This window comes from Mucilaginibacter gossypiicola, from assembly GCF_900110105.1.
Lineage (GTDB): Bacteria > Bacteroidota > Bacteroidia > Sphingobacteriales > Sphingobacteriaceae > Mucilaginibacter > Mucilaginibacter gossypiicola.
The window spans coordinates 76,736-89,644 of sequence record NZ_FOCL01000018.1; the positions used below are offsets into that span (position 1 = coordinate 76,736).

Annotated in this window: 16 protein-coding genes; 8 read left to right on the forward strand and 8 right to left on the reverse strand. The window is 48.8% G+C overall.

The genetic code is table 11. The features are described from left to right. Nucleotides 1–118: 118 nt before the first annotated feature. Nucleotides 119–3,565, reverse strand: a complete 3,447-nt coding sequence (locus BMX50_RS31860; RefSeq protein WP_091221108.1) for a PAS domain-containing protein — start codon at nt 3,563–3,565, stop codon at nt 119–121. A gap of 228 nt (nt 3,566–3,793) precedes the next feature. Here BMX50_RS31860 and BMX50_RS31865 point away from each other — a divergent pair, with 228 nt between their 5' ends. The 6 genes from BMX50_RS31865 to BMX50_RS31885 all read left to right on the forward strand — a co-directional run bounded on the left by BMX50_RS31865 (nt 3,794) and on the right by BMX50_RS31885 (nt 6,391). After that, complete coding sequence (locus tag BMX50_RS31865; protein WP_091221111.1) at nt 3,794–4,024, forward strand: PAS domain-containing protein; 231 nt, start codon at nt 3,794–3,796, stop codon at nt 4,022–4,024. 40 nt (nt 4,025–4,064) lie between these two features. Next, nucleotides 4,065–4,232: a histidine kinase dimerization/phospho-acceptor domain-containing protein gene (locus BMX50_RS34685; protein WP_167668163.1), complete on the forward strand. Its 168-nt coding sequence runs from the start codon at nt 4,065–4,067 to the stop codon at nt 4,230–4,232. Nucleotides 4,233–4,563: 331 nt separating this feature from the next. Then, a complete protein-coding gene (locus BMX50_RS31870) occupies nt 4,564–5,028 on the forward strand; it encodes a hypothetical protein (protein WP_091221115.1) in 465 nt (154 codons plus the stop codon). A gap of 370 nt (nt 5,029–5,398) precedes the next feature. Further along, a complete protein-coding gene (locus BMX50_RS31875) occupies nt 5,399–5,839 on the forward strand; it encodes an Hsp20/alpha crystallin family protein (RefSeq protein ID WP_091221118.1) in 441 nt (146 codons plus the stop codon). Between the two features lie 61 nt (nt 5,840–5,900). Further along, on the forward strand, nt 5,901–6,194 hold the full coding sequence (locus tag BMX50_RS31880; RefSeq protein WP_091221123.1) for a hypothetical protein: 294 nt from the start codon (nt 5,901–5,903) through the stop codon (nt 6,192–6,194). Beyond that, nucleotides 6,191–6,391 (forward strand): hypothetical protein, encoded by a 201-nt coding sequence (locus BMX50_RS31885; protein ID WP_091221127.1) that lies wholly within the window; start codon nt 6,191–6,193, stop codon nt 6,389–6,391. Before BMX50_RS31880 ends, BMX50_RS31885 begins: the two co-directional genes overlap by 4 nt. A 40-nt stretch (nt 6,392–6,431) precedes the next feature. On the opposite strand, the gene BMX50_RS31890 is transcribed toward BMX50_RS31885, so the two are convergent. The 7 genes from BMX50_RS31890 to BMX50_RS31915 are packed head-to-tail and all read right to left on the reverse strand — an operon-like array spanning nt 6,432 to nt 10,997. Continuing rightward, nucleotides 6,432–6,932: a DUF4142 domain-containing protein gene (locus BMX50_RS31890; RefSeq protein ID WP_091221131.1), complete on the reverse strand. Its 501-nt coding sequence runs from the start codon at nt 6,930–6,932 to the stop codon at nt 6,432–6,434. After that, complete coding sequence (locus tag BMX50_RS35140; RefSeq protein WP_317040920.1) at nt 6,929–7,507, reverse strand: SDR family oxidoreductase; 579 nt, start codon at nt 7,505–7,507, stop codon at nt 6,929–6,931. The genes BMX50_RS31890 and BMX50_RS35140 overlap by 4 nt, the downstream gene beginning before the upstream one ends. Before the next feature lie 15 nt (nt 7,508–7,522). Next, nucleotides 7,523–7,936, reverse strand: a complete 414-nt coding sequence (locus BMX50_RS35145) for an SDR family oxidoreductase (protein ID WP_317040919.1) — start codon at nt 7,934–7,936, stop codon at nt 7,523–7,525. 1 nt (nt 7,937) lies between these two features. Continuing rightward, nucleotides 7,938–8,117, reverse strand: coding sequence for a DUF6496 domain-containing protein (locus BMX50_RS31900; protein WP_091221134.1), 180 nt, complete (start codon nt 8,115–8,117; stop codon nt 7,938–7,940). Between the two features lie 32 nt (nt 8,118–8,149). Next, nucleotides 8,150–8,995, reverse strand: coding sequence for an SDR family oxidoreductase (locus tag BMX50_RS31905; protein WP_091221138.1), 846 nt, complete (start codon nt 8,993–8,995; stop codon nt 8,150–8,152). A gap of 5 nt (nt 8,996–9,000) precedes the next feature. Next, the gene (locus BMX50_RS31910; protein WP_091221141.1) at nt 9,001–9,789 is read right to left on the reverse strand and encodes an SDR family NAD(P)-dependent oxidoreductase; all 789 of its coding nucleotides are present in this window, start codon (nt 9,787–9,789) and stop codon (nt 9,001–9,003) included. Further along, on the reverse strand, nt 9,789–10,997 hold the full coding sequence (locus BMX50_RS31915; protein ID WP_091221144.1) for a zinc-dependent alcohol dehydrogenase: 1,209 nt from the start codon (nt 10,995–10,997) through the stop codon (nt 9,789–9,791). The genes BMX50_RS31910 and BMX50_RS31915 overlap by 1 nt, the downstream gene beginning before the upstream one ends. 111 nt (nt 10,998–11,108) lie before the next feature. On the opposite strand from BMX50_RS31915, the gene BMX50_RS31920 reads away from it, so the two are divergent. Then, complete coding sequence (locus BMX50_RS31920; RefSeq protein ID WP_091221148.1) at nt 11,109–12,629, forward strand: FAD-dependent oxidoreductase; 1,521 nt, start codon at nt 11,109–11,111, stop codon at nt 12,627–12,629. Then, entirely contained in the window at nt 12,616–12,909 is a 294-nt protein-coding gene (locus BMX50_RS31925) for a DUF3175 domain-containing protein (protein ID WP_091221153.1), read from the forward strand. The genes BMX50_RS31920 and BMX50_RS31925 overlap by 14 nt, the downstream gene beginning before the upstream one ends.

Here is a 12,909-nt window from a genome sequence, read left to right on the forward strand (position 1 = left end):
GCTGGAGGCAATAATTATTCCAAAACACCTTCCAGGTAAAAGGCTGTCCATACCAGCCAATGAAATATACACATGGCTTTAAAACATCCTTTTTTTGATACACTTTTTCAAAGAATGCCTATCGGGTTAACAGCCATTGCACAGCAGTTTCCTTATCATCAAAAAAAGCGACTTTTACGGTGTCATATTCGGAAGGCAGGCTCTTTCCTGCCGCAATCCGACTAAAAGTACTGGGTGAATAAATCCAGGCGAATTTCTTCAGGCCGGCTTTTGCCATCGCCGGGAACCAGACTTCTGCACCCCAGTCCGACGCTTCAGACCAGTTACCTTTGACAGAACTGTTATTATTTAATACCAGCGAGCAGTGATTTTTTTTCATCAGATCGAGCATGATCTCGCAGCCTTTTACCACGGAGTCATAGTTCTGGTAGCCTTTCCAGTCCACATCCATAAAGTGGCCGTCGGGCTGGTAGCGGATGGAGATAAAACTACCTTCATAGTAGCTTTGCTGATCTGTCGAGAGGTCTGAAAACTGTTGCTGCCCGCTTAACGGCAGTAAAAAGAAAAAAGTTGAACCCTTATCAGGGATGCTTTCGATCCAAAAACTGCCGCCATGGCGCTTCACGATCTCCGCCGCAATGAATAAACCAAGACCAAGGCCCTGAAACCTTGCGGATGAATTGTCGACACGGTAGAACCGGTCAAACAGGCCTTTGAGGTGTTCTTCGGGAATACCAATTCCGAAGTCCTCTACAGAGACGATGAGGTTTTGGTTTTCCTGCGCGCAACGTACAATAACCTGATCTGCGTCCGGCGAATATTTGAGCGCATTACCGATCAGGTTGACCATCACCTGCTCAATGCGGTGCTGATCACCGCTATACAGGACCTGACAATCCGTGTCCAAAATAATCTGGTGGGTGTTGGTCGTATGCTGCATACTTTCAACAACTTCGCGCAACATGAGCTTAAAGTCAAATTCCTCCTTATGGTAGACCATTTTCCCGGCATTGATGCGGGATACATCAAGCAGGTCTTCGATCAGCCGGCCGAGACGGTCCAGTTGCCGTTGTGCTTTGCCGATCAGTGGCTGGATGCGTGGTTGCTGATTGATCTCGCGCTGCGTCAATTGAAAAAATGCTTTGATGGTAGTCAAGGGCGTTTTCAGCTCATGGCTGGCAATACTGATGAACTCGTCCTTTTTGAACTCATTGGTTTTTTGCTGATGGATATTGGTATTGGTACCTACCCATAATACAATGCGGTCTTCTTCGATCAGGGGCAGCGCACGTGACAAATGCCAGTAGTAGTTCCCGTCAGCGAAAAGTAAACGGAATTCGGTCAGGTATTCACGGCCATTATGAAGCGAGCGGGTCCACTTTTCAAGGGCACCTGGCAGATCATCTGGATGAACATAGTTTCGCCAGCCGTTACCCACGATGGTTTCATTGGAGTCTTCCCCGAAGTCTTCGCAAACAACGTCATTAACATAATTGAGCGCACCATCAGGTTTGGCAGTCCAAACCTGTTGCGGTACAGCGTTCAGCAGGAAGCGAAACCTTTCTTCGCTTTGCTTTAATCCCGTAATCGTCTGCTCTAATAAACGCTGTGTTTCGCTGAGTTCCTCATTGGTCGTTACCAGTTCCTCGTTAGTGGCCGCCACCTCTTCGGTCAGGGATTGTTGTTCACTGTAGCTCTCCTGAAGCAAATGACGCGATTTCACCATTTCGGTAATGTCGGAAGCCGTAACGATGATACCATTTACATGCCCGTCAGGGCTTTTGATCGGGTCATAATAAAAACTGATATATTTTGTCAGTCGTCCTGTTTCACTTTCCACATAAAATATTTCCTCTTCCTGCCCGTAAGGTTCTCCGGTTTTATAAACATCCGCCAGTAGGGCAGGAAAAGGCTGGTCGATCAATTCCGGTAAAATATCCATGAGTTTTTGTCCGGTAATTTCTTCGAGCTCTTTATACCAGAAATCTGCCAAAGGGCGATTGGCGATCTCCACTATATATTCGGGGCCGCGCAGTATCATTAGCGGATAGTGGGAATTCATCACCAAGTCCCGGAGATCGGATTCAACCTTCTCAGAATGCTTGCGTGCGCGAACGAGTTCAGTAACGTCGTAAACGAACACCATAATACCATCCGTCGCGCCTGATGGGTCAGTACGGGGTTGATAGGTAAAATTAAAAAACCTGTCTACCAGATCGCCGGAAGGATTGGTCAGCGGTACTAAAAGTTCATTTCCCTGATAGGTTTCTCCACTGTTATAAACATTACGGATGATGTCACCGATTGGCTGATGTTCAATTTCCGGCAAGGCCTCAAATATCGGACGCCCGAGTAATTCCCTTTCCGGCAAAAATTCCTGGTATGGGCCATTGACCAGTTCGAAAATGAGTTGCGGGCCGGACAAAATACAAATACCGGCGGGCGCATTCATAAAAAAGCGTCGTAATTTGTCGCGCTCCAAACGCAGTTCTGAGGTGCGCTTATTAACACGTTCCTCCAGCTCAGCATTTAGCTGGTAAAGATTTTCCTGAGTGGAATTTAATTCTTCATTGGTGGCGGTGAGTTCCTCATTTGCCGCAGCCAGTTCTTGGTTCAGCGTTTGCTGATTTTGAAATTCCTTACTAAGTTCGTAAGCCAGCGAGTTATTCAGGATCGTTCCGATGTGCAAGGCTGCGCTTTCGATGAAAAAAGAATAATCCTTATCAAGTCGTTTGCGCGCAGAAATCCCGCACACGAACTGCCCCTGCATTTCGGCATCCCCGTGGGCAATTGGTGCGGCATAAGCTTCTACCAGGGGTTCAGGCCAGAAATGATTGATGTCATCGGGATATATCAAATGAATATCGTGAACGTGACCGTCGGAAACAGGTTCTAAGCGATCGACATCCCAGCCAGCGGAGGCCAGGATTGCTGCGTGATCGTTCTTTCGAATGCCATAAATTGCGAAGCACGGGAGATCTGCCTGGGCCGTTTGCAAAACCTCTTTGATGATCTGCACCGCTTCGGTCAATCGGTGTGCCTCGTTTTTCCTATTCATCAGTGCGACAAGTAGCTGATTGCGGCGATCATTGATTACTCGGAAGCTGGTTTCTATCACGGCATTAAAGACACCGCCAATACTACCATCTATTGCTTTGATGGGAGAAAGCGTGTAATCAAAATAACATTCTTCCGTGTAACCAAACCGATGCATATAAAGTGGAGCGTCAGGGCGACGGTAAGATGCCCCTTGGTATAAAACCGAGTCAAATTCCTCTTTTAGGCCCCCCCATATTTCTGTCCAGACTTGCGCACCTGGTTTACCCAATGCCCAGGGATGTTTTTGTCCGGGGATCGAGCTCCAGGGTTCATTGTAAATCAGACTGAAATCCGTACCCCAATATATTGCGATCGGAAAGCCGGAGTTGAGTACAATGCTGATCGCTGACCTTAAGCTGTCCGGCCATAAATTTGGCTCGCCCAAACTGGTCGCTGACCAGTCGGCTTGTTTAATCAATTCATGATGTTCGCCGCTCCCGACTAAAAAAGCATATTCCTCGTCCACGGTTATTTGGGGGCTTTTAAATGTTTCCCCTTATAACTAAAAAACCTCCAAATTGTTGGAAAGCGAGTATAACATGCCCATTTTTTTTAAATTTCTCCCCGAAATTATACCCGCTCATTGAAAAAACAGGATAGGGAGTTTGACGCATTTGCACGATAGGATGAATAATAAAAGGCAACATGATTTTTGACAAATGCCCCTTATGCCCGTAATGATGAAACTAACTAGATCAGCTTCTGGTTTGACAAAGTTTATCCGGAAGATCGCGACCGCGTACACGATAGTGTTCACGACGCAATAAATGACCATGCAAATAACTGGTCTCCTGAATACCGTTTTTTGAAGTCAGATGGTAATTATGCCTATATCTCGACCGGGGCATTATCCTGGAAGATGAATTCAGGACACCTTACCGTCTTGTTGGTCGATTATCGATATTACCAGCCAAAAGGCTATTGAGAACGAACTGATTAAGGCACACTTCGCGACTGAGGAACTCATGCGTAAAAAGGATGAGTTTATGAGCATAGCCAGCCATGAACTGAAAACCCCGGTAACCAGTTTGAAAGGTTCTCTGCAGATCCCGCAACGCATAGCCAGGAAAAGTGGACGGCCTCTATTAAAACCCGTTTCACCGCAGCCGTTGATACTGTTGGAGGCTATGTAAAGCTGATGCGCGGCCCTGAAGCTTTCTCTTATTAACTGGCACAAGTCAACACAGATGCACCGCACCTGATGGCATGGATATCGACACTCACAGAGGTGTTCGGAGGATTAAAGAGATGATCCAGGAATGTTAAGACTATGCGCGCGAGTAAAAATATTGTTTCACGAGTTAACCGAAAACCATCTGTAGCAATTAGCCCGCAGTTAAAAACATCTGTAGTCATTAGCACACAGCGAACCCTTTTTAGTTCGAATTTAACAACACTGAACCCGATGTCGAAGCCGGGTTTTAACCCGGACCCACGCGGCACGGATATTGTCTTGTTCGAATTATGGATCAATTTTCAAAAACGGCACAAACCGGTATCGCCGGAACTACGGTCATGACAGCCGGCAGCGAGCTCATGTCCGTTTTATTTCAGGAGAATTTCAGAGAACCTAAGCATCTGGAAACCTTGATCAGCCGCCTGGTACCTCAGTTATCGCGTAACGCGAAAACAATTGCCGGGTGGGGCGCCCATTATGCGATGGGGCTCGTTTTTGCAGCTATCTATGTGGAGTTATGGGAACATCGTAAGATCAAACACAGCATAAAAAACGGGTTGATACTCGGTACGCTCAGCGGATTCCTGGGTTACCTGATCTGGAAAGCCACTTTTAAAGCGCATCCTTTGCCGCCCTGGATAAACTACAGCCACTACTATCTGCAACGGATTCCGGCACACATTGTTTTTGCTGTGGCTGCAACTATAGCTTATAAAATGACGCTGACATCTGAAGGAACTAAAACTGCGTAAAATTGAGAAAAATATTATATCTGGTGCACTGGCGCTGAGCGAGCTTCTGGAAAAAGAAATCGCCTGGCGTATCAACAATATGTAAAGTGCTTGGGAAAGGAGACCAAAACTTCACTGACTGGCTGCAGGGAGATTACAATTTCCAGCCCATGACGCTGGCGACGAAAAATCATGAACCGCCGCACCCTGCAGCGAATGGCGGGTTAGGCGCGTTGCTACTGAAATATTGACCTTGCAGCTGAAAAAATTGCAGCCGGAAACTGAAAAATTTTCATTGTCAGACTGTTGGCACGCTGCTTGACCATATGCGTATAGTTTAATTAACAATTGACATTAATTTTTTAGAGTAACATTTAAAGGAGAAAAGGCCATGACCTTAGTTAAATTCAACAACAACAAACGCAACAACACATTATTACCAGGAGTTAATGATGTTTTCGAATCAATCTTTAACGACACATTTTTCAGCGACCGCATGATCACCCGAGTGCCGGCTGTTAATATCAGCGAAAGCGAGAATAGCTACCAAGTTGAACTGGCTGCACCGGGATTGAAAAAAGACGACTTCAAGCTGAATCTGGAACGCAACCAGCTCACCATTTCGGTTGAACAGCAGTCGGAACAAAATGACAGCCAAAAGAGCTATAACAAGCGCGAGTACAGTTACAGTTCATTTGTGCGTTCATTCACGCTGCCGGACAGCGCTGATCACAGTCAGATCGATGCTTCCTATACCGACGGTATCCTCCGCATTGATATTGCCAAACGCGACGAGGCCAAAGCGGTGCGCCGCCAGATCGAGATTAAATAAGTGTAATTAGTTTTTAATACAAGAGCTCCTGCGCAAGGGGCTCTTAGTGTTTAACACGACCATGAAAACACAATTTTATATCCTGATGAGCGTAAAGACACTGCAGGGATTCACAGATTACGGGCAGTACTTTTTCGGCAATGACCGGGAGGCGGCCTATGGATTGTTCGGTCAGCTGAAAGGGTCCGAGCAGCTCAGGGACGGCTGCCCGCTGCATATCGACTTAATGGAAACGGTAAATGAGTTGCCGGTAAAGATCAGGACGATCTGCTGCACGCTGGACGAGCTTGGCCACAATTGCAAGCTGATCGCCAGGGAGATCTTTCGGCTAAAAAACCTGGAGGAAATGCTATGAAGCAAAAAAATTTTCCGGCGTCATTGGCTGGAGTGTTTGGCATGCTGCTACTGGCGCTGTGGACTGGAACGAAATGGCTACATCGAGGGCAGCTGCCCGCCGGGCTGAAAGAACTGCTGGGCATCAGTTTCATCATTTGGTTCGCTATGATCCTGCTCCGGCGGAACAGTGATGATGATTGGGCTGGACAAATGTAATGCGGTTCGTCAAGAGGCTGAGATACTCCGCCTCTTTTTATTATTTCAGCTTTTGATCGATAGCCTCGATCTCCATAAGGTGATGCTTCAGCACCGGCAGCATCTGCTGTGCAAATGCTTTGACTGCCGGATCCTTGCCCGTGGTCGCATAATTCTCGAAAACATCCACCGTGTTCCGATGACCACTGACCATACCATGCACATAGAGCTGATCAAATTTTGCACCGGCGTGTTCCAGCATCAGGTCGGGCTTGACGCCGCTGGTCGCGACTGCCGGCAAGGCGATTCCGCGGCTTTTAGCCAAAGTCAATAACTTTTGTTCTGCATCACCATGGTCCTTCACCATCATCTGGCCGAACATTTTGACCTCAGGATTCATAGCTTTCTGCCCAGCCAACTGACCTGAACTGACTTCCTGCAAATTCTTGATACTGGCCACGATCAGAAAATGTTTGGCCGTGGTATCCGGGTCCGGCTGCGGGATCTGGGCCTTAGCCATTGCGCCAAGGCCCAGTAGAGCGAATAAACATAACTTTCTCATGGCTGACCGACCCCTCCCGAGGCCCCATAGACCTGGCCGCTGGCAAAGCTGGCATCGGCGGCTGCCAATTGTACATAGATAGACGCCAGCTCAGCAGGTTGCCCCGGTCTGCCCAGCATTGTCCAGCTACCGAACATCTGCTGCTTTTCCGGCTGGGCGCCGCCGCTGATCTGTAAAGCGGTCCAGACCGGCCCCGGTGCCACGCCGTTCACCCGGATGCCTTTCGGACCTAATTGTTTAGCTAATGATTTGACGTAGTTCATCGTTGCCGCTTTGGTCTGCGCATAAGCATAAAGATCCGGTGAAGGGTCATAAGCCTGTTCCGAGGTTGTACCAATGATCGCTGATCCCGGCGGCAAATGCGGCAGCGCCTCCCGGATGATCCAGAATGGCGCGTAAATATTGGTCTTCATGGTGGAATCAAATTCCTCGGTGGTTAAATCCGTGATGGAATTGATCGATTGCTGCCTTCCGGCATTATTGACAATAATATCCAACCCACCTAAACCGGCGACAGCTTTTTGTACCAAAGATTTGCAGAACTCTTCGCTGCGCAGATCACCGGGAATAGCGATCGCTTTGCGTCCTTCTTATTTGATGAGCGCCACCACTTCCTGCGCATCGGGTTCTTCGGTCGGGTAGTAGTTAATCGCCACATCCGCACCCTCGCGGGCATAAGCGATTGCCGCAGCACGTCCCATGCCGGAATCACCACCAGTAATCAATGCCTTGCGGCCCATTAATCGACCGGAACCTTTATAACTCGTTTCGCCGCAATCAGGTACCGGGTCCATTTTGCTCTGCAAACCCGGCCAGGGCTGCGGCTGGCTCTTAAATGGCGGTTTAGAGTGAAGCGTAGTCGGATCGCTGATCTTCACGGGACCATCCGCATTTTTCAAATGCAAGCCGTTAGCGGCAAAGGCGGGTGATACCGCCGCCGCCGCCAGCGCGGTACCTAACCCGGCCACCACCTGGCGCCGGGTCACTTTATTTTCTTCATTCATGTTAATCTTTCTTTTTAGGGACTTTGGCGCCTTCCTTCCGGGCTTCGGATAACCCGATGGCGATCGCCTGTTTTTTACTGGTTACTTTTTTACCGCTGCGACCGCTTTCCAGCGTGCCTTCTTTTTCTTCGTGTAAAGCCTTGTGGACCTTGTCCTGTGCTTTTTCTGAGTACTTAGCCATAATGATTGCTATTAGTTATTGTTTGAATTGAATTAACCGTTAACTACCTCCCCGCCGTTGACATGGATCACTTGCCCCGTAATAAAGGAAGCATCATCCGACGCCAGGAATACGTAAGCCGGACCCAGTTCCGAAGGTTGACCGGCACGTTTCATGGCCGTCTCGCTGCCAAACGATTTGATCTTTTCCTCATCAAACGTCGCCACGATGAGTGGCGTCCAGACCGGACCCGGCGCGACTGCGTTTACCCTGATCTTTTTGTCGGTCAAATTGGTAGCCAGAGAACGGGTAAAGCTCGTGATCGCGCCCTTGGTCGAGGAATAATCGATCAGGTTGGGTGAGGAACGGTAGGCCGTAACCGAGGTCGTATTGATGATGCAATCGCCTTCCCCCAAGTGCTCCAGTGCCTCGTTGGCAAAGTGGAAATAAGCGAAGATGTTGGTACGGAAAGTATCCTCCAGTTGCTTTTCATCGATCTTCCTGGGGTCTTTTTGCGGGAACTGCATGCCGGCATTGTTGATCAGGATATTCAGTTTCCCTAGTTTACTGACCGTCTGTGCCACCGCTTTTTTGCAAAAGGCGGCCTTTTTTACATCGCCTTTGATAAGCAGGCATTTACGGCCCTCCGCTTCGATCAATCTTTTGGTTTCTTCCGCGTCAATATCTTCATCTAAATATACGATCGCTATATCCGCACCCTCGCGGGCGAAATGCACGCTGACCGCGCGGCCTATCCCCGAATCACCGCCCGTGATCAGGGCAACCTTATCCTGCAGCTTGCCCGAACCGGCATAGCTGCTTTTGATATATTCCGGCGCCGGGTCCATCTTCGCTTCGATGCCCGGCTGCCGGTTATGTTTTGCAGGTGTCTTGGCCATGATTGTTATTGTTGGTTTACTGGTTTTTGCTGTTCATACATCGTGTGTGCGACCGCGCTGTCCGGCATCAGATTAGCGGCGTGAACCTCTAAACTGTTCTTCCAGCCAGCGATCACCCGGTCTTTGCCTGCCATTAGGGCTTCGTAGCCCTCTTTGGCCACTTCGGCAGCATCGGCTAAACCTTCTTTATCCTGCACGATCTTGCTGTCCAACATTCCTGCTTTGTTAAAGAAATCCGTATCGGTCGCGCCCGGCATCAGTGCGGTGAAAGTAATACCGGAGTCTTTGAGTTCCTCGCCGATAGCGGTATTAAAGGAAAGTACAAAGGCTTTAGTTGCGTGGTACACTGCCTGCCAGGGACCCGGCAGTTTGCCGGCTACCGAACCGAGGTTCAGGATCTTACCGTCGCCGCGCCCGGCCATCTGTCTTACGAAATGTTTGGTCAGGATTACTGTGGCGCAGATATTCAGGTGAATAATGCCCAGCTCTTTTTCCAGCTCATTGTCCTTAAATAAACCATAGACACCCTGGCCCGCATCATTCACAAGCACATCTACCTGTTCGGTCACTTCACTGCAAAGTACCTTGGCCTGTTCCATGTCGGACAAGTCTTTCGCAATCGTTTTGACCGTAATACCAAAACTTTGCAATTCATTTTTGGTGCTGTCCAGTTCGGCCTGGTCCCGCGCCACGATGATCAAATTATAGTTGTCTTTAGCGAAAAGTTTCGCCAGTTCTTTGCCGATCCCGCTCGTTCCGCCTGTGATCAAAGCAGTTTTTCGTTGATTTTCCATTAGTTCTCGATCTTTACAGGTTCCTTGTTTTCCGTTTCTTTGCGCTGCTCCCAGGGTTTAAGTACCACCTTCACGCAGTCTTCCTCTTTCTTATTAAAAATCTCGTAACCGTGGGTTACTTCGCTCAACGGCAGCGTATGAGTGATGATATCGTCCAGTACCACTTTTTCGGTTTTCACAAGTTCGATCAGGTGATCGATATAATTCAAAACCGGTGCCTGACCCATTTTCAGCGTAATGCCTTTATCAAAAACACGGTGCAGCGGGAAGTTATCATAAGTGGAACCGTATACGCCTACGATCGAAACCGTACCCATGCGCCGTACCGCTTTAAAAGCCGTATCCAGCACTTTCATGCTGCCTACTTCAAAATTAATCAGCGCTTTGGCTTTGTCCAGGATATCTCGCTCCGGTTCAAAACCCACTGCATCCACGCATACGTCCGCGCCCCGGCCGCCGGTCATGGCGCGAATGGCTTCTACTACGTCCACTTCATGCGGGTTCAGGGTTTCGACTTTATTAACTGCTTTAGCTTTTTCCAGGCGATAGTTCAGCGGATCGATCGCGATCACCCGGCTGGCACCGTTGATCCAGGCCGCCTTTTGCGCCATCAAACCTACCGGACCAGAGCCGAATATGGCTACCACTTCGCCGCCCTTTAACTGCGCCCAGTCGATGGCCGACCAGCCAGTTGGGAAAATATCGGTCAGGAACAATACTTGTTCATCGCTCATGTTTTCCGGCACCACTCTTGGGCTGATGTCCGCATAAGGTACACGTACATACTCCGCTTGTCCACCGGAATAACCGCCATACAGATCGGTGTAACCAAATAAGGCTGCGCCTTTTTGACCGGCTATGTCGCCGTTAGGGCCGTAATGTTTGTAGTTGGAATTCTCGCAGGCCGGCGATGCATCATGCTGGCAAAAGAAACAATGCCCGCAGGAGATCGGAAAAGGAACGACCACTCGGTCGCCCTTCTTCAAATTCTTCACCCCCTTACCTACTTCTTCCACGATACCCATAAACTCATGGCCCATCACCATGGGTTTGGGTTGCGGAACGCCGCCGCTTAAAATATGCAGATCGGAACCGCAGATCGCCGTCGAGGTGACCTTTAAAATAACGTCTGAATCCTCCAGCAGACGCGGGTCTTCGACCGTGTCATAGCGGATGTCGCCGGGTTTGTGAAATACTGCTGCTTTCATAAGTAGATCGATTAAGTTCTGATGTTTTTAATTAACCTGAAGTAAATTTTTTTGTTTAATAATAAATGAAATAACTTAAAACACTGTCCCTCCACCTTTTGTAGTAATTGTATGGCAACAGAAACTCAACTCATAAATACACGTGACGGCGCGTCACAAAGCCCCTGGCAGCAACCTGTGTTAAAAGCCTTTCCGGCTACGAAAAACGATCTTGTTTATGATGCTTTGGTGGTCGGCGGCGGGATCACAGGTTTGACCACGGCCCTTTTATTGCAGGAAGCGGGCAAGCAGGTCATTTTAGCCGAGGCACACTCACCGGGCTTTGGCACCACCGGCGGCACCAGCGCTCACATCAACACCTTTGCCGATACAACTTATCGCGAAGCAGAAAGTGCCTTTGGCGAAGACGGCGCTAAATTATTTGCTGAAGCCATCGCAGAAGGTTTTGCGCTGATCAGCAGCCGGCAAAAGGACTGCGATTTTGAAAGCAAACCCGGCTACCTCTATGCAGAGACCGACAATGAAGTGAAACAACTGGATGAGATCTACCGGGGGGCTGTTAAGGTCGGTGTACCCGTTGCTTATACCGATCAGGTTCCGACACCTGTACCGTTCAAAAAAGCCCTGGTTTGGGATAGACAGGCGCAGTTTCACCCGCTCAAATACTTGCAGGATTTGCAAACAGCGTTCCTGGCTGCAGGTGGGAGAGTCAAAATTAATACCCTGATCACCGGCGTTGAGACGAAAGACGGAATCCACGTTTCAGGCGACATACAGGCCAAAGCCGTTGTCTACGCCACGCACATGCCGCCTAACATTAATTTGTTCAATTTTGAATGCGCGCCTTACCGCAGTTACGTGATGGCGGTAAAACTCAAAAGCGGCAAATATCCCGAAGCACTGATCTACGATTCGCAGGAGCCGTATCATTACGTGCGCAGCCATGTTATTAACGGCGAAGAACTGCTATTGGTAGGTGGTTTGGATCACAAGACCGGCCACGAAGACCCGGACAAGGCTTTCGCCAATCTCGATCAATACGTCCGCAAATATTATAGCGTTTCCTCTGTTAAATATCGCTGGTCATCACAATATTATGTACCCGTTGATGGCTTGCCATATATCGGACAAATGCCGATGGCGGCTGAAGGTATTTACTGCGCGACCGGCTATAACGGCAACGGAATGATGTTAGGTAGCGTCGCCGGTAAAATTCTCAGCGATATGGTCCGCAACCAACCGAATAAATACGAAAAACTTTTCAGCCCCGCGCGAATCAAGCCACTGGACAGCTTCAGCGAATTTGTCAAAGAGAATGCTGACGTGGCGTATCACTTCGTTGCCGACCGGGTAAAAGTTCACGAAACCGATTCGTTGAAAAGATTACAGCCTGGCACCGGCAAGGTGGTGGAAGTAGATGGACAAAAGGTCGCCGCCTACCGCGACGAAGCTGGAAACATTCATGCCCTTAACCCGGTCTGCACTCATGCAGGCTGTATCGTCAGCTGGAACGGCGAGGAGAAAAGCTGGGACTGCCCTTGTCACGGTGCGCGCTATGACATTCGCGGAAAAGTATTAACAGGGCCTGCAACAAAAGATCTTCTTACGCTCAATATCAATGAAAACAAATAAGCATGTTAAAAAATGGTCAGGCAAAGTCACTCAGCAGAGTGATGCACTCGACCTGGAAAAAGATATTTTCAAATCCAAAGACCCTGATAAGATCGCGGGCTCACTCAAGCATTCAGCCGAAGAAAGCAAACGAAGGAAAGCTTCACCTTTCCAAAGCGCGATGTCTATGCTCAATTTTTATGAGAACCGCGCCGGGCGCAACCTGAGCAAACGTCAGAAAGCGCCACTGGAAAAAGCCAAGAACAAGCTGCGTAAACTTTTCGGGAAAGCTGAAAAATAG